Origin of the sequence: Desulfovibrio piger (assembly GCF_900116045.1) — a bacterium.
Taxonomy (GTDB): domain Bacteria; phylum Desulfobacterota; class Desulfovibrionia; order Desulfovibrionales; family Desulfovibrionaceae; genus Desulfovibrio; species Desulfovibrio piger_A.
On sequence record NZ_LT630450.1, the window covers coordinates 2,592,026 to 2,610,840 of the forward strand.

Below are 18,815 nucleotides of genomic sequence, written 5' to 3' on the forward strand. Positions count from 1 at the left end.
CCGGCCGCAAAGGAGGGACCTATGGAAAGCATGTTGTGGACGAAGCTGGCACAGGACAGGTGGCGCTGCGGGCTCTGCGCCCATGCCTGCGTGCTCTCGCCGGGGCAGCGGGGACGCTGCGGCGTGCGCTGCAACCACGGGGGCCGTCCCCTTTCGCTGGTGGACGGTCTGGTGACGGGCGTCCAGGCCGACCCGGTGGAAAAGAAGCCCCTGTATCATTTCCTTCCCGGCAGCCGGACGTTTTCCGTGGGCAGCGCCGGATGCAATTTTTCCTGCCTGTTCTGCCAGAACCATCATATCTCCCGTGATCCGCTGGAGCAGGAGCGCATCCGCGGGCACGAGGCCACGCCGGAGATGCTGGTGGCAGCGGCCCTGCGCACCGCCTGCCGCAGCCTGGCCTTCACCTACAACGAGCCCACGGTCTTCGTGGAGCTGGTGGCGGCCACGGCCGCGCTGGGACAGGAGCGGGGCCTGCCGTCCATCCTGGTGAGCAACGGGTTCATGAGCTCCGGCTGCCTGGAGGTGCTGGGGCCTCTGGTGCGGGCGGCCAATATCGACCTGAAGGCCTTCAGCGAGGATTTCTATCATCGGTATTGCGGTGCCCGCCTGCGGCCCGTGCTGGACAATCTGGTGCGGATGCGCGCTCTGGGCTGGTGGCTGGAAGTGACGACACTCATCCTGGAAGGCCTCAATGACGGGGAGGCCGAACTGCGGGCCCTGGCACGCTTCGTCCGCGACGAGCTGGGAGCGGACACGCCCTGGCATGTGACGGCCTTCCGTCCCGCCTACCGCATGACGGATCATCCGGCCACGCGGGCGGCGGCCTTGCGGCGCTGCCGGGACATCGGTCTGGAAGAGGGGCTGCGCTTCGTGTATACGGGCAATGTCTTTTGCGCGGGCGGCGGCGACACGCTCTGTCCGCAGTGTGGAGCCCCCTGCCTGGAACGGCAGGGCTGGCAGGTTGTCATGAGGACGGACACGGGTGTCTGTCCGCGATGCGGCAGTCGGCTGCCGGGAGTGTGGGAACTATGATCATCGTCTATACGGGCAACGGCAAGGGCAAGACCAGCGCCTGCATCGGGCAGGCCATGCGGGCCCTGGGCCGGGATTTTGCCGTGGGTTTCGGCCAGTTCATGAAGCAGCCGGGCTGCGCCGGGGAGCAGACCGTCCTTGCCCGCCTGCTGGGGGATGACTTTCTGGCCGGCGGCAAGGGCTTTTTGCGGCGCGAGGAAGACCGCCCCGCCCACCGGGAAGCGGCCCTGGCCACGCTGGACTGGGCCCGGCAGCGTCTGGAGCGCCTGGACCTGCTGGTGCTGGACGAGACGCTCTATGCCCTGAAGGCGGGCATCCTGGAGCGCAGCGAGGTGGAAGGGCTCATGGAGGCGGCGCGCCGTGCCCGGTGCCATCTGGTGCTCTCCGGCCGGGACGCGCCGGACTGGCTGGTGGAAACCGCCGACCTGGTCACGGAGATGGGCGAGATCAAGCATCCCTGGCGGGCGGGCATCAAGGCCGCGCCGGGCATCGAATTCTAAGGCGGGGCGTTCCCGGTATCGGCCGTCCCGCAGCGTGCGCATTGAAAGGAAAGGGCCCGTTCCATCCCTGGAGCGGGCCCTTCGTATGAAGGAAGATCGTTCATGTCGGGGCGTGGCCCCGAAGATCCTGGGGAGTTTGGGTTAGACGGCCCCGGCGGCCTCCTCACCTACCGGCGGCGGGGGCGGTGCCGTGGGCGGGGTCAGCTTGTGCGAGGAGTTGGCCGGCGGCATGGTGGGCACGTTCTGGGCCGCCGGCTGGGCGGCCGGTGCCGTGGAAGGAGCCGCGGCGGGCGTGGCCGCCGGTTGCGTGCCCTGGCCCGCGCCGGGCACCACCTGGCCCCTGGGCACGGGCATGTCGGCCTGCTTCTGGGGCAGCATCAGATAGCTGATGACCTGCTTGACGCCCTCCACCTGGCGCGCGGCACGGATGGCCAGCTTGCGTTCGGCCTCATCCTTGACCACGCCCAGCAGCACCACGCGTCCGGCATTGACTTCCGTATCGATGCGGGTGGAGCTCAGGCCCGAGGTGCCGATGAGTTCCGTGCGCAGCTTGGTGGCCAGGACGAAGTCGCCGGTATCGCTCTTGGCCGGAGTGAACCAGTGCGAGGTGACGGAGCGCACGCCCTTGTGGCGGCGGGCGATGCGGATGGCCTGGGAGCGCATCTTCTCGGGGGCCTCGCCCACCAGGAAGACGTGGCCGTAATAGCAGTAGACCTTGATGCCCCAGCCCTGGGAAAGGTTGGCGTCCATGAGGTCGGACTTGATGCCCAGGGAGATCTCCTTGTCATCGCTGATGGTGCCGCCCAGGCGCTGGTCGTCGTAGACGCCGTACAGCATGCCGCAACCGCTGCTGAGCGTGAGGCAGCAGAGGAGCAGCAGGGGGACGAAGTAACGCATGGATCCTCCTTGCGCCGGAGCGCTATTCCTTTTCACGCCGGATGCGGGCGCCCACGGCGTTGAGTTTGTTCTCGATGCGTTCGTAGCCGCGGTCCAGATGGTAGATGCGCTGCACGTGGGTCGTGCCGCGGGCGGCCAGACCGGCCAGCACCAGCGAGGCGCTGGCGCGCAGGTCCGAGGCCATGACCGGCGCGCCGGTCAGACGGCTGACGCCGCGCACCATGGCCGTATGGCCGGAGATCCTGATGTCCGCGCCCATGCGCACCAGCTCCAGCACATGCATGAAGCGGTTCTCGAAGATGCTTTCCTCCACCATGCTGGAGCCTTCGGCCAGGCACATCAGGGCCATGATCTGGGCCTGCATGTCGGTGGGAAAGCCGGGGTAGGGGCGGGTCTTCACGTCCGCGCCGCGCAGCACGCCCTGGTAGCGGGCCAGCACGCCTTCGGGGCGCTGTTCGATGGCCAGGCCCATGCTTTCCAGCTTGGCGATAACGGATTCCAGCTCGGTGAAGGGGCAGTTTTTGAGCAGCAGCTCGCCGCCGGTGATGCCTGCCGCCACCAGAAAGGTGCCGGCCTCGATGCGGTCGGCCATGATGGCGTATTCCGTGCCGCGCAGGCTGCTGACGCCCCTGATGCGGATGGTGCTGCTGCCGTGGCCCTCGATCCGCGCGCCGCAGGAGATGAGGAAATTGGCCAGGTCCACCACCTCGGGCTCGCGGGCCGCGTTTTCCAGCGTGGTCTCGCCGTCGGCCAGCACGGCGGCCATGAGCAGGTTCTCCGTGCCGCCCACGGTGGGCATGTCGAAGGTGATGTGGGCGCCGCGCAGCCTGTCGCAATGGCCCATGATGTAGCCTTCTTCCAGCTCGAAGGTGGCGCCCATGAGCTCCAGGCCCTTCAGGTGCTGGTCCACCGGACGCGCGCCGATGGCGCAGCCGCCGGGCAGGGCCACGCGGGCCTGGCCGATGCGGGCCAGCAGCGGGCCCAGGCAGAGCACCGAGGCCCGCATGGTGCGCACCAGATCATAGGGGGCCTCGGGCAGCAGGCTGCCGGGCGCCAGCTCCACGCGGTGCCCGCTGTAGCCGCAGGTGCAGCCCAGCACGTTCAGGAGCTTGATGGTGGTATGGATGTCGCGCAGGTCGGGCACGTTGGTGTAGACCAGGGGCGCGTCCAGCAGGATGCCGGCAAAAAGAATGGGCAGGGCGGCATTCTTGGAGCCGCTGATATCTATGGTCCCTTTGAGCGGCGTACCGCCTTCGATAATGAGCTTGTCCATCAGGATCCTCGTGCGGCCTGCGGCCCGGGGCCACGGCGCATGCTGGGGGTTGCGGCACAGTCCTGTCCCCGCCGGGGACGGCCCGTGGTCCGGCAAAACAGGTGTTTTGAGCCGGTATGGGATGCTAGTTTTTTTTCTAAAAAAAATCCAGAAAGAGAATTGCAAATTTTTGCTTGCATATTTCCCGCGATGTGCGTATACACGTCTTCGTCACGGCGGAAGTAGCTCAGTTGGTAGAGCACCTGGTTGTGGCCCAGGTGGCCGTGGGTTCAAGTCCCATCTTTCGCCCCATAAGAAAATCCCCCCGCTTTCGAGCGGGGTTTTTCTTTTTCTGCCGCCAGCTTACGGGCTACAGGCCATCAGCGGCCCCGTACTGAAACCCGAGCCGGGAGGAGGACAGGTCCCGCTTTGGGGCTGTGTGCACGGAAGGGGATGTGCCGCGTCCGCAGGGGAGCAGCGCCCCTGACGGTCCTTTTCCGGCGCTGACGGAAAGGGACGGATCCCTCCTGCCCGTCCCTTCCGGTCCTTGTCTATGGATGGGCCCCTGTCCGCGGCCGGCAACTGCCCGGCGTGCGGGAAAAGCCCGAGGTCCTTTTCCCGCAGGAGTCGGCCTTTTTCCCCAGGGCAGCCAGGGGCCCTTGCGGCCTCTGGACGGGCCGCCCTTGCCAAAGCAGGGCCTTTTGCGTACAAAACATTCCGTCACGGAGCGTGGCGCAGCATGGTAGCGCACCTGCTTTGGGAGCAGGGGGTCGCTGGTTCGAATCCAGTCGCTCCGACCATAAAAAATCACGAGGTCATACCACAGGATGTGGTGTGGCCTCTTTTTTTTTGCCGATGGGATCAGGCCCGCGGGCCGTCCGCGGACGTTGGGCCCCCGCCGCATGCCTTTCCCGCATCCGTGCGGGTGCCTTTTCCGGCGGGAGGGCCCGGGGGACCGGTGCGGGAGGCCGTTCCGGCGCGGGGAAAGAGGGATGCGGCAAGGCCGTCCCCCCTGCTTGCGGCAGGGGTTTCCCGCGGGGGCGGCCGCCACGGCAGCGGGCGGGCCATGCCGGGCTAGAGGCCGGCCGGCTTCTTGCGCCCGGCGATGATGCGGTAGAGTTTCGCGCGGGAGATGCCGAGCGAAAGCGCGGCAAGGGCCTTGTTGCCCTTGTGCTGCTCCAGGCTGTCCATGACCGTCTTGAACGCGTAGTCCGCCACCATGTCGTCCAGTGTCCGGGAGCCGCCGGAAGGGGCGGTCGAGGCGTCCAGGAGGTATTGGGGAAGATGGCGGCTTTCGATGATGTTGCCGTCGATGATGTTGAACGCGTATTCGATGATGTTGCCCAGTTCCCGGACATTGCCGGGCCAGTCGTAATTCATGAACAGATAGTAGACTTCCTTGGAGACGCCGCTGATATTTTTTTTGAACACCTGCGCATAGAGCCGCAAAAAATAAATGATGAGCGACTTGATGTCTTCTTTCCGCTCGCGCAGCGGCGGGATGGTGATGGAGACGACGTTCAGCCGGAACAGCAGGTCGCTGCGGAAGCGGCCCTGCTTGACCAGCTGGAGCAGGTCCCTGTTCGTTGCGGCGACGATGCGTACGTCGAGCTGCTTGGAGCTTTGCCCGCCGATGCGCTGCACCTCGCGTTCCTGGATGATGCGCAGCAGCTTGGCCTGAAGGGAAAGGGACATCTCGCCCAGTTCGTCAAGAAAGATGGTCCCGGTATGCGCCTGTTCGAACAGGCCGGGGTTCCCGCTTTTCTTGGCCCCGGTGAACGCGCCGGAATCATAGCCGAACACTTCGGCTTCCAGCAGGGATTCCGGCAGGCTGGCGCAGTTGAGCTTGATGAACGGGCCGCCGGCCCTTTCGCTGAGTTCGTGGAGCGAGCGGGCCAGCAGCTCCTTGCCCGTGCCGCTTTCGCTCTGCAGGAGCACGGTCGAGGAGGAGGGCGCCACCTTTTTGATGATGGCCTTGATGCGCAGGACGGATTTGCTCTGGCCGACGAAAGACTGGATGGAGGTCTTTTCCGCCTTCCGCCTGTTCGCGGCGGGCGGGCAGTGCGGGTCCCCAAGCGGCGCGGGGGCTGTTTTCAGGCTGCTTTTCAGGGGCTGCCCGTCCAGGGCCGAGACGGCGGAAAAACAGATGAGGAAGCCGTGCAGCCGCTCCCCTGCCAGCATGAGCTTTCTTTTTTCGGCCAGGAAGGTCCGGCCTGTCTTTTCGTCCCTGCAGAAGGATTCCGGCAGGGACGCCCCCTCTTCGTTCTCGGAAAAGATCCCCAGCAGCAGTTCAAGATCCTTCAGGGTCCTGACCTCGTATTTTTTGTGCTGCGACGAGAGGATGTCGTGCATGGTCGCGTTCATGAAGACGACGCGCTCGAAGGCATCGGTGATGACGATGCCGTCGGTGATGCACTGCATGGACATCTTGAAGCGCAGCAGATGCGTGAACTGCTGGCTGAGGTCTTCGGCCATCTTCTTGACGTCGGTGATGTCCGAGAGAAGGAGGACGAGATCTGCCCCGTCGAAAAAGGAGTCGATGAGATAGGTGTGGTCGGCGATGTTCAGCTTGCGCAGCCGGATCTCCGTGGCATCCCCCGCCTCAAGGACCCTGGGCAGGGAAAGCTCGGAAAACAGGATCTCCTTCAGCTTCTTGACGGATCTTCCGGTCAGCGCAAGGAGCTTCAGCCCGGCATTGTTGACGGGGAAGATATCTCCCTTGCGGGAGACGGCAAGTATGGCTTCGGAAAGATGGTCAAGCAGAGCGCTTTTCCGCAAAGCGACATGACGAGGAACAGTTTCATGCATGGCCGTCACCATCCGCAAACAGCATCATCGGCCCGGCGGGACGCCATCCCTGATCCAGGGCCCGGCCATGCCGGGGCATCCGCGGGGCTCCCTCCCGGGGCAGTACGCCTTGGCGGATTATTGCATAGTTGTCTGTGATGACAAACAAAAAATTCCGTCCTGTCCGGCGGGGCAGAATGTTTCATATCCGCGAAAAAACTGTCTCTGAAATGAATATATAACATACCGATATAACACAATTTTTTCGATCAATAGTTTTTGCCATCTCAAAATTGAGACAATATTGGTTAGCTTATTCAATATCAACTTGATATTATTGGATATTTTCCGTGGCATGGCTCTTGCTATTTAAATCACAAACGCAAGGAGCTGTCATGGAAGACACCAGCCCTCAATTCATAGTGATCGGAGCCATGGACGGGGTCTCCTCCGGGGCCCTGTGTTCCGCGCTGGAGGAAAGTGGCCATACCGTGATCTACGCCATCAACCAGTTTTTCGTTTGAATGACCGCAGGCGCTATGGATCTGGAAGATCAATGGAAGCTGGCCAGGGTCATCGAACATGGCAACCATACCAACCTGTGTGTCCTTATCGGCTGCCCGGATGCGGAAAGCAGCCAGATCCAGGCGGAAACGGTCTCCACCGGGGACCCCTCCCTTTCGGGACCGCTGACGGGGAAGCCGTTGCGGCTCAGGGTGATGCATATCGTGGAGCCTGAGGCCGCGGCCTTTTTTTCTCCCCGGGCATTCGAAAAATACATCCTGCCCGCCATCCACCGGCTGGACAAGGAGGCCATCTGCCAGCGGATGCATGATATCCGCAAGAAAAATGGGTGACATATACGAGGATCGTTCATGCATGCGTCACGTGAACATGACTGTGCATTTTGGTAAAGGAGTCTGTGATGGAATTGGAATTGTTGGATTTTCCTGTTCAGAATGTCGTATTTGGTGAAAAGACGGCCCTGGAAGGGGCAGTGCTCACCATCAACAGGGAGGAGATGGCCCGGGCCATCGACCCGGACGGATTTTTCGCCGACGTGCAGATAGACATAGCCCGCCCCGGTGAGCCCGTACGCATCATCAACATCATGGATGTCATGCAGCCGCGCTGCAAGGAAGCGGATGAGGAAAGCCCCTATCCGGGCATGTTCTCGCCCATGCGGCTCGCCGGCACAGGTCGCACCCGCGTCCTCCGGGGCGTCAGCGTCATGCAGACGGGCAGGCGCCAGGGCATACAGGAAGGCATCATCGACATGTCCGGGCCCGGCGCGGCGTATTCGCTGTTCAGCTCGCTCTGCAATGTCGTCCTGCGCTGCACGCCGGCAGACCCCAATGCCGGCAACGGTGATTTCGACGCCGCCACGCGCAAGTCCCTGCTGGCAGCCGCCCTGTATCTGGGGCGGACGGCACGGGGGCAGCAGCCGGGGAGCGTGCAGACCTTCAGCACGGACGCGCCCGCGGATGCCCGCCTGCGCAAGGTCGTCTACATCTATTACCTGCAATCGCAGGGCCCGCTGCGCAACACCTTCCTTTACGGCAAGGACGTCACCAGCCTCCTGCCCACGCTGCTCCATCCCAACGAAGTGCTGGATGGCGCCATCATCAGCGGCAACTACATCATCGCCTGCCAGAAGAACCCCACCTATCTGCACCTCAACAATCCCGTCATCCGGGAGCTCTATGCCCGCCACGGCAAGACGCTGGATTTTGCCGGTGTGGTCATCGCCAACGAGCACAGCACGCTTTTCGACAAGCGGCGTACGGCCGAGTTCGCCGCCAAGCTGGCCCGGCAGGTGGGCGCCGAGGGCGTCGTCATGACCCAGGAAGGCGGCGGCCACGCCGACTCCGACCTCATGTTCTGCACCCGGGCCTGCGCTGCCCAGGGCATCCCGTCGGTGATGCTCATCAATGAGCTGGCCGGCCCCGAGGGGGACCAGCCCTCGCTGGTGGACACCACGCCCCTGGCCCGTCATGTCGTCAGCACGGGGAACAACGACCAGATCATCGACCTGCCCGGCATGGCCACGGTGCTGGGAGGGGACTGCCTGCTCAGGGTGCCGGACGCCTCCCGGCCGTTCTCCACGGCGCTGGGCCGGATGTACACGGCCACGAACCAGCTGGGGGCCTACAGGCTTTCCGCCACGGCATTCTGAGGCCTCGGGGAGACGCGCTCCACGGCTCCCGGCCTTTTTCAAGGCAACCCTTCAACCCACTGAGAGAACGCCATGATAAAGATCGTCCACTATCTCAACCAGTTCTTCGGGCAGATAGGGGGAGAAGACAAGGCGGACATCCCTCCGCTCGTCAGGCATGAGCCCGTCGGCCCCGCCATGGCTTTTGCCGCGCAGCTCAAGGACATCGCCACGGTCTCGGCCACCATCATCTGCGGTGACAACTACATCGCGGGCAACCAGGAACAGGCCATCGAGACCATCATGGGCTTCATCCGCGAAGAGAAGCCCGACCTGTTCCTCGCCGGCCCGGCCTTCAATGCCGGACGGTATGGCCCGGCATGCGGCGCCGTGTGCGCGGCCGTGGCGGCGGAGCTGCACATCCCGGTCATCACGGGCATGTACCCGGAGAACCCCGGGGCCGAACTCTACCGGGACAAGGCGCTCATCATCAGGACCGCCAATTCCGTGGCGGGCATGCGCCAGGCCGTGACCGCCATGAGCGCCCTGGCCAGGAAGATCGCCACGGGCGTCCCCGTCGGCCCCGCCGCGGTGGAAGGCTACCTGCCCACCGGGCATCGCCGGAACATCTGGAGCGACAGGACCGGGGCCGTGCGCGCCGTGGACATGCTGCTTGCCGTGCTTGACGGCAAGGACGAAGAGGCGGGCACGGAGCTGCCCATGCCGGTCTTCGATGAAGTGGTTCCGGCAGCGCCCCTGGCCGATCCCGCCAGGGCACGCATCGCCCTGGTCACCGAAGGCGGGCTGGTGCCCAGGGGGAACCCGGACGGCCTGGAATCCTCCCGGGCCAGCAAGTACCTGCGGCTGTCGCTGGAAGGGCTCCAGACCCTTGCCCCGGAATCGTTCCAGACCGTCCACGGCGGCTACAACAACGCCTTCGTCAATGCCGATCCCTGCAGGCTGCTGCCCCTTGATGTCTGCCGCGAGCTGGTGGCCGAGGGCGTCATCGGCGAGCTGGCGGACTACTGCTTCACCACCACGGGCAACGGCACCTCCTACAACAACAGCAAGGAATTCGGGAAGGCCATCGCGGCCGCCCTGAAGGCGGACAACGTACAGGGGGTCATCCTCACCTCCACCTGAGGCACCGGTACTCGTTGCGGCGCAACGATCACCAAGGAAATCGAACGCATGGGCATCCCTACCGCCCAGATCTGCACCATCACTTCCATCGCTGCCTCCATCGGCGTTCCCCGCATTGTCCCCGGGGAGGGGATACCCTTCCCGGTGGGCAACCCTTCCCTTGATGCCGTCGCGGAAAAGAAGCTGCGCCGGAGCCTCGTCCTGAAGGCCCTGCAGGCCATCAGCCAGCCGGCTCCCGGTCCCGGCCATCCATAACCAGCAACTTTTGTGGGGGATCCCATGACTACTCTGCAAATATACGCCCTGGTCTGGCTCGCCTTCGTCTTCGGCCTGAGCCTCTGGCAGCACATCAATCTCGGCCTGATCATGATCCCGGCCAGCTTCCTGCTGGCCCTGTTCACCGGCCTGCCCCTCAAGGAACTGTACGCCGCCTTCCCGGCCAAGCTCGTCCTGCTGGTGCTGGGGGTCATGTACCTGTGGAACCATGTGCAGGAGAGCGGCTTTGCGGGCATCATCGTCAAAAAGGCCGTGGCCCTGGCCAGGGGCCGGGTCTACCTCCTGCCCTGGATCATCCATGTGCTGGCGGCCCTCATCTGCGCCGTGGGCGCCCTGCCGGCCGCGGCCTTCGCCATCACCGTGCCGGTGGCCCTGGAGATCGCCAAGCGTGAGCGCATCAGCCCGACCATGATGGGGATCATCCTGATCCAGGGCTCGTGCGTGGGCGGCTTCACCCTGTTCAATCCCTGGGGCAACCTCGTGGCCGAGCAGGCCGCGCATGCGGGCATCCCCATCGACCCGACCTGGCTTTTCCTCTCGCAGGGCGTGGTCGCCATCGCCGTGGCCGTGGTCGCCTTCTTCGTCTTCGGCGGCATGGAGCTCATCCGCCGCCCCGCGCAGCAGCGCCGTGCCGGGGAAGAAGGGCAGGAGGCCACCGGGCCCCTGACGCCGTACCAGATCTGTTCCTTCATCGGCATGATCCTGTTCATCGTGCTGGCGCTCCTCAAGTATGACGTGGGCCTGACCGCCTTCACCATCGGCATGGTCCTGCAGATCGCCTTCCGCATCAAGTCCAAGGCCGCCCTGAGCAAGCTCCCCTGGGGCATCGCCATCATGATCGCCGGCGTCCTCATCTATGTGGGCCTGCTGGAAAAGCTGGGCGTGCTGCGGGTCATCGGTGACTACCTTGCCGGCATGGAAGATCCCTCGCTCGTGCGTTTCAGCGTCGCCATCGTGGGCACCATCCTGGCCAACTTCGAGTCCTCGTCCATCGCTGTCCTTGGCCTGGTCATCCCGGTGGCCGTGAAGTCCATGGCCGGTTCCACGGCCGTCCTGGCCAACAGCATATCCCTGGGTGTCCTGTCGGCCTGCCTGGTGGTCATGTGCGCCAGCCCCTTCCACATCGGCGGGGCGCTCATCCTCTCCGAGGCGGAAGATTACGACAAGACCTTCCGGCATCTGCTGTGGTGGGTCCTGGCACTGACGCTGGTCATGCCGTTCCTCACCTTCCTGTTGTGACCCCTGCGCGGGTCTGCCCGCGCCATGCTCCTCCACCTCCTCCCCACGGTCGTGCCGGGCACGGCATCTCCTCCGACCTGCCCGGCACGACCAGCAAACCAGTGAGGCTTTCATGGAAAAACACGAGCTTGTCATCATCGGCGCGGGCCCTGCCGGGCTTTCGGCCGCCATCTACGCCAGGCGTGCGGGCATCGGGACCCTCGTCCTGGAAAAGGGGCGCCCCGGCGGGCAGATACTGACGACCAGCAGGATCGAGAACTATCCCGGTCTTCCCGAAGCCACCGGGGCGTCCCTTGCCGAGGCGCTCCGGGCCCATGCCCTGAGCTTCGCGCCCCGGTTCATGACCGGTTCCGTGCAGAAGCTGTCCTGTTGCGGCGCTGACAGGATCATCGAACTCAAGGACGGCAGCCGGATCACGGCACGGGCCGTCATCATCGCCAGCGGGGCCGGTTTCCGCAGGCAGGGCTGCCCCGGTGAGGGCAGGTATACCGGGCTCGGCGTATCCTATTGTGCCGTATGCGACGCCGCTTTTTTTGAAGGCCTGGAAGTCGCCGTCATCGGTGGCGGCAATACCGCCGTGGAGGAGGCCGTGTATCTGACCGGTTTCGCCTCCAGGGTCTACCTCGTCCACCGGCGCGACACGTTCCGGGCAGACAGCCTCGCTGTGGAGCGGGCACTGGCCAATCCCCGGATCGTCCCGGTCATGGACAGCGTGCTCGAAGCCATCGAGGGCAGCGATGTCGTCGAAAGGATCCTGGTCAGGAACGTCAGGAGCGGCGAGCAGCGCCGCATCCCCGTCAGCGGGGTCTTCATCTTCATCGGCACGCTGCCCCATACGGAATTTCTGGAGGAAGGCCTGCTGCGAACGAAGGAAGGCGGCTGGATCGTCACGGACGAGAGCATGCGCACGTCCGTCCCCGGCATCTTTGCCGCGGGCGATGTGCGGGACACCCCGTTGCGGCAGGTGATCACCGCGGCGGGGGACGGGGCCCGGGCCGCCATGGCCGCCTATGGGTATCTGCACGGCTGATCCGCCTGCCGCCCGCAGGGACGGCACTGTCGCAAACTTCCCAACGGGAACGGAAACAAGGAAGGCACCATGAATACTGTCGGCATCAGGGCCACGGCCTATTGCCTGAATTTTGCTCCCGAGCTGGCGCTGCACTATGGCGGGACGCCGGCCCAGGAACGCCGCTCCGGGCGTGATCCGGGCTTTTTGCAGGCGCTGGAGGCGCAGGCACAGACCTATGGACAGGCGCAGGCCTACGCGCCCAACAAGACCTATATCGGTGCCATGAGCATCGATGAGCTGCAGGCGGCGCCCCGTCCCTGGACGGAACATCCCTGCGAGCCCGCCCGCTTCGGGAAGTTCGGCGAGATCATGCCCGAGGACGAACTGCTCGGGCTCATGGACATCTGTGATGTCTTCGACCTCATCTGGCTGGAAGAAGGTTTCGCCGCCCGGGTCGCCCAGCGTCTTGCCCGGGATCCCGTGCTGGGGCCGGAACAGCTGGGGCGGCTGGAAAAGGGCCATCCGGCGGCGGAGATCGCGGATATGGTGGAACAGCACCAGGCCCTGCCGCTCTACCATGAAGGCCGGGTCGCGGGCTGCTGCCGTCGTGCCCATGACACGGACGAGAACCTGTCCGCCGGCATCATGCTGGAGAACCTGGCCTGCAAGGCCAGCGGCGTGCTGGCCCTGCTCCATCTGCTGAGGAATGCCGGCCTCGCGCCCGGCGACATAGATTTTGTTGTGGAATGTTCGGAAGAAGCCGTGGGCGACGCCCTGCAGCGCGGCGGCGGCAACATGGCCAAGGCCGTTGCCGAGATCTGCGGCTGCGGCAATGCCAGCGGCTTCGACATCCGGGGCTTCTGTGCCGGTCCCGTGGCTTCGGTCATCGCCGCCGCCAGCATGGTGGCCAGCGGCACACGGGCCAATGTGGCCGTCATCAGCGGCGGTTCGCTGCCCAAGCTGTACATGAACGCCCGGGACCACATCAGGAAGGGAGCCGTGCCGCTGGAGAACTGCATCGGCAGTTTCGCCCTGCTGCTCACCCCTGATGACGGCACATGTCCGGTCATCCGCCTGGACTGCCTGGGCAAGCATTCCGTGGCCGCCGGCGCCGCGCCGCAGGCCATCACCGCCGCCCTGACCTTCGAGCCCCTCGCCCGGGCGGGCCTCGCGCTCACCGATGTGGACAAGTACGCGCCCGAGCTGCACAACGCCGAGATCACCTTCCCGGCGGGCGCGGGCAACGTGCCCGAAGCCAACTACAAGATGATCGCCGCCCTGGCCGTCATGAAGGGCCAGCTCGCCCGCGAGGACCTGGGCCGCTTCGTGGCGGAGCGGGGCATGCCGGGCTTCGTCGCCACCCAGGGGCACATCCCCTCCGGCGTCCCCTATGTGGGCCATGCCCTGGAGGCCTTCAGGGCCGGTACGCTGCGCCGGGCCATGATCATCGGCAAGGGGAGCCTTTTCCTGGGGCGCCTGACCAATCTGGCCGACGGGGCCTCCTTCATCATGGAGCAGCCCGGCGACAGGGCGGCGGGCAACGGCGCTCCCGGCAAAGACGAGGTGCTGGATGTCCTGCTGGACGCCCTGGAAGAGCTGGCTGTCACCCTCCAGAAGGCATAGGAGGCCCCTATGGCTAGGCAAGACAACACGCGTGCCGCCATCGGCAAGGCCCTTGAAGAGGTCGTCATGCGGGCCCGCTGCGGGAAAAAGCCCTGCCGCCTGGGCCTGATGGCCGCCGGCAGCGAGCTGCCCCTCCAGGAATTCCTGTGCGCGGCCCGGGACGCCATGGAAGCCGACCCCGCCCTGCGCATCACGGGTCTGGGCCCGCTGCCGGAAGGCCCGCTGCCCGACGGCCTGGACTGGCAGGAGACGGAAAACAGCGGCGATGCCGCCGCGGCCGTCATGGATGCCCTCCTCGCCGAGGGCAGGATCGAGGGCGCCGTGGCCCTGCATTATCCTTTCCCCATGGGCGTGACCACCATAGGCCGCATGACCTGTCCCGCCAGCGGCCGCCCCATGTTCATGGCGTCCAGCACCGGCATGAGCGCTCCCCGGCGGGCCGGTGCCATGCTCCGCAACGCCGTCCTCGGTGCCGGTGTGGCCAGGGCCCTGGGCCTCTCCCTGCCGGTGCTGGGGGTGCTGAACCTGGAGGCGGCCCCCCAGGTGGTCCGCGCCCTGTCGCACATGGTGGACAAGGGCTATCCCGTGCGGCTCGGGGAGAGCGTCCGCCGGGACGGCGGTGCCCTGCTGCGCGGCAACGACCTGCTGTGCGGGGCCGTGGACGTCTGCGTCACGGATACCCTGACCGGCAATGCCCTCATGAAGGTCTTTGCGTCCTTCACGTCCGGGGGGGCCCGCGAGACCTGCGGCTGGGGCTACGGCCCTTCCGTGGGCGAAGGCTGGGACAAGGTCATCAGCATCGTTTCCAGAGCGTCGGGAGCGCCGGTCATCGCCGGGGCGCTGCGCTACACGGCCCGGGCGGTACGGGCAGACCTACCCGGGAAGATCCGGGAGGAGCTCCGCCTTGCCGCTGCCGCGGGCCTGGAAGCGGAGCTGGCCGCCCTGGCGCCCGCCCCCGTGCCGGAGGAGGCCGTCCCTCCGGCGGCCGTCCCCACCGATGCGGAACTGCACGGCATCGACGTGCTGGATCTTGAGGCCGCCGTCCACTGTCTGTGGCGGAACGGCATCTATGCCGAGGCCGCCATGGGCTGCACGGGGCCTGTCATCAAACTGCCCGCCCGCAGCCGGGAGGCCGCGCGGCAGCTCCTCACGGCCGCGGGCCATCTGTAAACACATCATTCTGTCGATCACGAGACGAGGTGAACCCATGATCAGCGTGAACAAGGAAAATTTCGAGGCTGAAGTCCTGCAAAGCCCTATGCCCTGCGTCGTGGATCTCTGGGGGCCGCAGTGCGGGCCCTGCCTGGCCCTGATGCCGGAAGTGGAGAAGCTGGCCGGAGAGTTCGAGGGCCGCGTCAGGTTCTGCAAGCTCAACGTGGCCGAGAACCGCCGCCTGGTGATAGGGCTGCGCGTCATGGCCGTCCCCACCATCCTGTTCTACAAGGGCGGCGAGAACGTGGCCCGCCTGACGGGGGAGGGCGTCTCCATCGAGGCCATCAGGGAAGAGGCCGGCAAACTGCTGTGAACGCCGCCGTCGTGATGTGCGACTGTCATGCGATCACCACATACAACCATATTGAGGTAACATCATGAGCAAGCTCAAGGGCAAGAAGCTTCTGCTGCTGGGTGAGCGGGACGGCATCCCCGGCCCGGCCATGGCAGATGTGTTCGCCGGTTCGGGCGCAGAGGTGCTCTTCTCCGCCACCGAATGTTTCGTTTGAACCGCCGCCGGTGCCATGGATCTGGAGAATCAGCAGCGCGTCAAGGACGCGGCTGAGAAGTACGGTGTGGAAGACCTGGTCGTCGTTCTTGGTTCTTCGGACCCCGAAGGGGCCGAGATCTATGCCGAGACCGTGACCCTGGGCGACCCCACCTTCGCCGGACCCCTGGCAGGAGCCCCGTTGGGGCTCTGTGTCTATCATGTGCTGGAACCCGAGATGAAGGCCGAGGCCGATCCCCGGAAGTGGGAAGAACAGATAGGCATGATGGAGATGGTGCTCAATGGCGATGCGCTGGCAGCAGCCGTGCGCAAGATGCGTGAAGCCCACAGCAAGGTGACCCTGTAACACGGAACGGGCGGGAGGCCGCCCGGCGGCCCGTGGACAGGGCACGGCCCCGGAACGGATGTTCCGGGGCCGTTTCGTATCCGGCAGGCGGCGACGGGCAGTCCGGCGGATGGGGGTGGGGAGACACGCCGGGCCGTCCGGGAGCGGGACGCCTGCCTGCCGTTACGGCTGCCGGGCGCGGGAAAGAGCCGCGTTCGGAGAGGGCGCAAGGGCCGGTCAGGCGCCGGGCCAGGAAATGTCCAGATGCCCCGTGCTGTCGAAGGCCAGCGGGCGTTCCTCCTGCCAGATGCCGTCCAGCATGTCGGGACGGGTCGTGCGCAGTTCCTCCAGCAGGGGGCGTGTCAGGAGGAGATGGCCGAGGTGGCGCGTGGAGCGGATGACGGCTGCCCGCACCCGTTCCGTCCGGGGCTGCCAGCAGATCTTCAGACCGGCCTGGATGGCCTCCCGCTCGCTGGCAAAGGCCGGGGGCAGCTTGACCCGGTCCATGCAGCAGGAGGTGAGGGCGTTGATCCACATGGCTTCCAGGTCCAGGCCGTTGAGGGTCTCGGTGGTGGTCACGTCCGCGATGCCGATGCCGATGCCGTTGCCGCCGGAGGCGGCCGTCACCCGCAGGGCCGCGATGGTGTTGATGAAGGGATGTCCGTAGGGCTCGCCGAAGCCTGTCCGCCCCACGACCTTGGAATCCATGCCGGTGCCGCTGATGTCCTTGCCGATCTCCATCACCACCAGCATGTCCAGCTGTTCGAAGGGCAGCACGGCCTTGAGCTCCTTGGCCCTGACCAGCAGCTCCCGGTCGGCCCTGGGCATGTCCGCGGCTTCGACGCCTTCCACGAGGCAGATGCGGCTTTCGGCGTTTTCCACCACGGCCAGCCCGAAGGCCACGGGCGCATGGGCGATGATGTGTTCGGCCAGCAGGGGGATGTGGTCCACCAGTCCCCTGCGGCCGAAGATATGGGCGTTTTTGGCCCCCAGGTCCTTGCCGAGGCCCACGGTGAGCATCTTGCACAGGCCGCTTTCGATGTCCGACGTGAAATTGGTGTGCGCCTTGACCCTGACCACGGTCACGATGGCATCGGCTTCAAAGGCGTCGCGGGAGATGTGGCAGGCCACGCCGGGAGCCGCGCAGCCCAGGTCCACCGTCTCCAGGGAGGAGACGACCGGGGCCCCGGTGCTCTCCTCCGTGACGCCCAGGTGACGCAGCAGCATGCGCTGTCCTTCGGCGTCGGCGCCGCCGTGGCTGCCCATGGCCGGCACGATGAACGGCCGGAGCCCCATACCGCGCAGGGCCGTGATGCAGCCGCGCACCAGCAGGGGGAGCCTGTCGATGCCCCGGCTGCCCACGGCTACGGCCACACGGGCCCCGGCAGGCAGGGCCCGCAGGGATGGGGAGCCCATGACCTTTGCCTGCGCCAGGCGCTCGACAGCGGCACAGGCCGGTGCGGACGGGGGGCGCAGCCGGACGCCGGTGAAGGCGGGGATGGTGACGGGAGAGACGAGCCTGAAGCTGCGCGGTCTGAAGGTGGCGATGCTGCTGTCCATGGGAACGACCTCAGGGGAAAAGGAGGGGACAGGAGGCCTGGCCCCCTGTCCCCTGCGGGCTTACATGTACTTCTTGGAACGGGTCACGGTGATGATGTTGCACTTTTTGATGGTCTCGGGTGTCAGTTCCTGGCCGATGCCGGGCTTGTCCGGGATGGCGTAGCGGCCGTTGACCGGCTGGTAGTCATAGAGGCAGGTCTCGCGGCTTTCGGGGTTCAGGGCCCGCTGATGGTGCTCGTGGATGAGGAAGTTGGGGATGACGGCCTCGATCTGCAGGGCGGCCGCCTTGGAGATGGGGCTGCCGCAGACGTGGATCTGCACGGCGCAGTCATAGGCATGGCCCATGTCGCAGATCTTCTTGGCTTCGGTGATGCCGCCGCACAGGCAGATGTCGGGCTGGATGACCTGCAGGGCGCGGGACTCGAAGAAGGGCCGGTAGCCGTAGCGGGTGTAGATGCGTTCACCGGAGGCGATGGGGATGTTCACCCTGTTCTTCACTTCCACCATGTTCTGGACGTTGAGCGGGTGGCAGGGCTCCTCGAAGTAGAAGATGCGCAGGTCCTCCAGGGCCTTGCCCATCTGGATGGCCGAGGTGGTGTCGGTGTTGGAGTGGTTCTCGATGATGATGTCCAGATCGTCGCCGCCGGCTTCGCGCATGGCCGCCACACGGTCATAGACGGTCTTGATGACCTTGTGCTCCAGCGGGCCGGTGATCTTCCAGGGGCCCTTGCCGTCAGGCCGGTCACTGAAGATGATGGGATCCACCTTGATGGCGTCATAGCCGTCGGCCATGGCCACGCGGGTGACCTCCGCGTACTCTTCGGGGGTGATGAGTTTCTGCTTGTCCAGCCTGGTGCCCCAGTTGAACTGCAGCTGGCTGGCGTAGACGCGCAGGTTGTCGTTGGTCTTGCCGCCCAGCAGCTGCCATACGGGCTGGTTCAGGGCCTTGCCCTTGATGTCCCACAGGGCGATGTCGATGCCGCTCATGCCGGCATAGACCACGGTACCGCCGCCCATGCCCCAGAAGGTCTTGCGGAAGATGGTCTCCCAGATCTGCTCGATGTTCATGGGATCTTCGCCGATGATGACCTCGGCGAAGTCCTGCACCATGCCCAGGCCGGCGCGCCAGCCCTTGCCGTAGGCAAGGCCGACTTCGCCGAAACCGCTGATGCCTTCATCGGTGTTGATGCGTACGATGACGGGGGACCAGTCGCCGCGGGATGCCCCGGCGTTGCCGCTGGGCACCTGCATGACGTCGACGCTGACGATCTTCATGATGTTCTCCTTTATGCGT

General features: G+C 65.5%; 17 protein-coding genes and 2 tRNA genes. 14 read left to right on the forward strand and 5 right to left on the reverse strand.

All coding sequences use genetic code 11. The annotated features are described in order from the left end of the window. Positions 1-21 precede the first annotated feature (21 nt). Together amrS and DESPIGER_RS11520 are read left to right on the forward strand one after the other, a co-directional pair. Entirely contained in the window at positions 22-1,032 is a 1,011-nt protein-coding gene (amrS, locus tag DESPIGER_RS11515) for an AmmeMemoRadiSam system radical SAM enzyme (protein WP_072337111.1), read from the forward strand. Next, positions 1,029-1,532: a cob(I)yrinic acid a,c-diamide adenosyltransferase gene (locus tag DESPIGER_RS11520; RefSeq protein WP_072337113.1), complete on the forward strand. Its 504-nt coding sequence runs from the start codon at positions 1,029-1,031 to the stop codon at positions 1,530-1,532. Before amrS ends, DESPIGER_RS11520 begins: the two co-directional genes overlap by 4 nt. Before the next feature lie 141 nt (positions 1,533-1,673). On the opposite strand, the gene DESPIGER_RS11525 is transcribed toward DESPIGER_RS11520, so the two are convergent. Together DESPIGER_RS11525 and murA are read right to left on the reverse strand one after the other, a co-directional pair. After that, positions 1,674-2,429 (reverse strand): BON domain-containing protein, encoded by a 756-nt coding sequence (locus tag DESPIGER_RS11525; RefSeq protein ID WP_072337114.1) that lies wholly within the window; start codon positions 2,427-2,429, stop codon positions 1,674-1,676. Positions 2,430-2,451: 22 nt separating this feature from the next. Further along, positions 2,452-3,702: a UDP-N-acetylglucosamine 1-carboxyvinyltransferase gene (gene murA, locus DESPIGER_RS11530; RefSeq protein ID WP_072337116.1), complete on the reverse strand. Its 1,251-nt coding sequence runs from the start codon at positions 3,700-3,702 to the stop codon at positions 2,452-2,454. A 215-nt stretch (positions 3,703-3,917) separates the two neighbouring features. Here murA and DESPIGER_RS11535 point away from each other — a divergent pair. Both DESPIGER_RS11535 and DESPIGER_RS11540 read left to right on the forward strand, forming a co-directional pair. Further along, a tRNA-His gene (locus tag DESPIGER_RS11535) sits at positions 3,918-3,993 on the forward strand. A gap of 411 nt (positions 3,994-4,404) precedes the next feature. After that, positions 4,405-4,481 (forward strand) — tRNA-Pro (locus DESPIGER_RS11540). 274 nt (positions 4,482-4,755) lie between these two features. Here DESPIGER_RS11540 and DESPIGER_RS11545 read toward each other — a convergent pair. Beyond that, positions 4,756-6,489 (reverse strand): sigma 54-interacting transcriptional regulator, encoded by a 1,734-nt coding sequence (locus DESPIGER_RS11545; protein ID WP_162273864.1) that lies wholly within the window; start codon positions 6,487-6,489, stop codon positions 4,756-4,758. Positions 6,490-6,863: 374 nt separating this feature from the next. Here DESPIGER_RS11545 and DESPIGER_RS13435 point away from each other — a divergent pair, with 374 nt between their 5' ends. The 10 genes from DESPIGER_RS13435 (at position 6,864) to grdA (ending at position 15,982) form a co-directional block, all read left to right on the forward strand. After that, complete coding sequence (locus DESPIGER_RS13435) at positions 6,864-6,992, forward strand: hypothetical protein (protein ID WP_269456891.1); 129 nt, start codon at positions 6,864-6,866, stop codon at positions 6,990-6,992. 15 nt (positions 6,993-7,007) lie between these two features. Further along, positions 7,008-7,325 carry a hypothetical protein gene (locus DESPIGER_RS11550; protein ID WP_072337120.1) on the forward strand — a complete coding sequence of 106 codons (318 nt, stop codon included), beginning with the start codon at positions 7,008-7,010 and terminating at the stop codon, positions 7,323-7,325. A gap of 68 nt (positions 7,326-7,393) precedes the next feature. Further along, entirely contained in the window at positions 7,394-8,644 is a 1,251-nt protein-coding gene (locus DESPIGER_RS11555; protein WP_072337122.1) for a glycine/sarcosine/betaine reductase component B subunit, read from the forward strand. Between the two features lie 72 nt (positions 8,645-8,716). Continuing rightward, positions 8,717-10,021 carry a glycine/betaine/sarcosine/D-proline family reductase selenoprotein B gene (locus DESPIGER_RS11560; RefSeq protein WP_083575394.1) on the forward strand — a complete coding sequence of 435 codons (1,305 nt, stop codon included), beginning with the start codon at positions 8,717-8,719 and terminating at the stop codon, positions 10,019-10,021. A 24-nt stretch (positions 10,022-10,045) separates the two neighbouring features. Next, the gene (locus DESPIGER_RS11570; protein ID WP_072337128.1) at positions 10,046-11,281 is read left to right on the forward strand and encodes an SLC13 family permease; all 1,236 of its coding nucleotides are present in this window, start codon (positions 10,046-10,048) and stop codon (positions 11,279-11,281) included. 112 nt (positions 11,282-11,393) lie between these two features. Beyond that, positions 11,394-12,311, forward strand: coding sequence for a thioredoxin-disulfide reductase (trxB, locus tag DESPIGER_RS11575; protein ID WP_072337130.1), 918 nt, complete (start codon positions 11,394-11,396; stop codon positions 12,309-12,311). Positions 12,312-12,380: 69 nt separating this feature from the next. After that, the gene (gene grdC, locus DESPIGER_RS11580; RefSeq protein ID WP_072337132.1) at positions 12,381-13,916 is read left to right on the forward strand and encodes a glycine/sarcosine/betaine reductase complex component C subunit beta; all 1,536 of its coding nucleotides are present in this window, start codon (positions 12,381-12,383) and stop codon (positions 13,914-13,916) included. A 9-nt stretch (positions 13,917-13,925) separates the two neighbouring features. After that, positions 13,926-15,086 (forward strand): glycine/sarcosine/betaine reductase complex component C subunit alpha, encoded by a 1,161-nt coding sequence (gene grdD / locus DESPIGER_RS11585; RefSeq protein WP_072337134.1) that lies wholly within the window; start codon positions 13,926-13,928, stop codon positions 15,084-15,086. 37 nt (positions 15,087-15,123) lie between these two features. Then, the gene (locus tag DESPIGER_RS11590; RefSeq protein ID WP_072337136.1) at positions 15,124-15,441 is read left to right on the forward strand and encodes a thioredoxin family protein; all 318 of its coding nucleotides are present in this window, start codon (positions 15,124-15,126) and stop codon (positions 15,439-15,441) included. A 64-nt stretch (positions 15,442-15,505) separates the two neighbouring features. Beyond that, positions 15,506-15,982, forward strand: a complete 477-nt coding sequence (gene grdA, locus DESPIGER_RS11600) for a glycine/sarcosine/betaine reductase complex selenoprotein A (RefSeq protein WP_083575395.1) — start codon at positions 15,506-15,508, stop codon at positions 15,980-15,982. Positions 15,983-16,198: 216 nt separating this feature from the next. Here the strand turns inward: grdA and DESPIGER_RS11605 are convergent, their stop codons facing one another. Together DESPIGER_RS11605 and DESPIGER_RS11610 are read right to left on the reverse strand one after the other, a co-directional pair. Further along, on the reverse strand, positions 16,199-17,521 hold the full coding sequence (locus DESPIGER_RS11605; RefSeq protein WP_072337142.1) for a hypothetical protein: 1,323 nt from the start codon (positions 17,519-17,521) through the stop codon (positions 16,199-16,201). A gap of 60 nt (positions 17,522-17,581) precedes the next feature. After that, positions 17,582-18,796 (reverse strand): mandelate racemase/muconate lactonizing enzyme family protein, encoded by a 1,215-nt coding sequence (locus tag DESPIGER_RS11610; RefSeq protein WP_072337144.1) that lies wholly within the window; start codon positions 18,794-18,796, stop codon positions 17,582-17,584. Between the last annotated feature and the right edge of the window lie 19 nt (positions 18,797-18,815).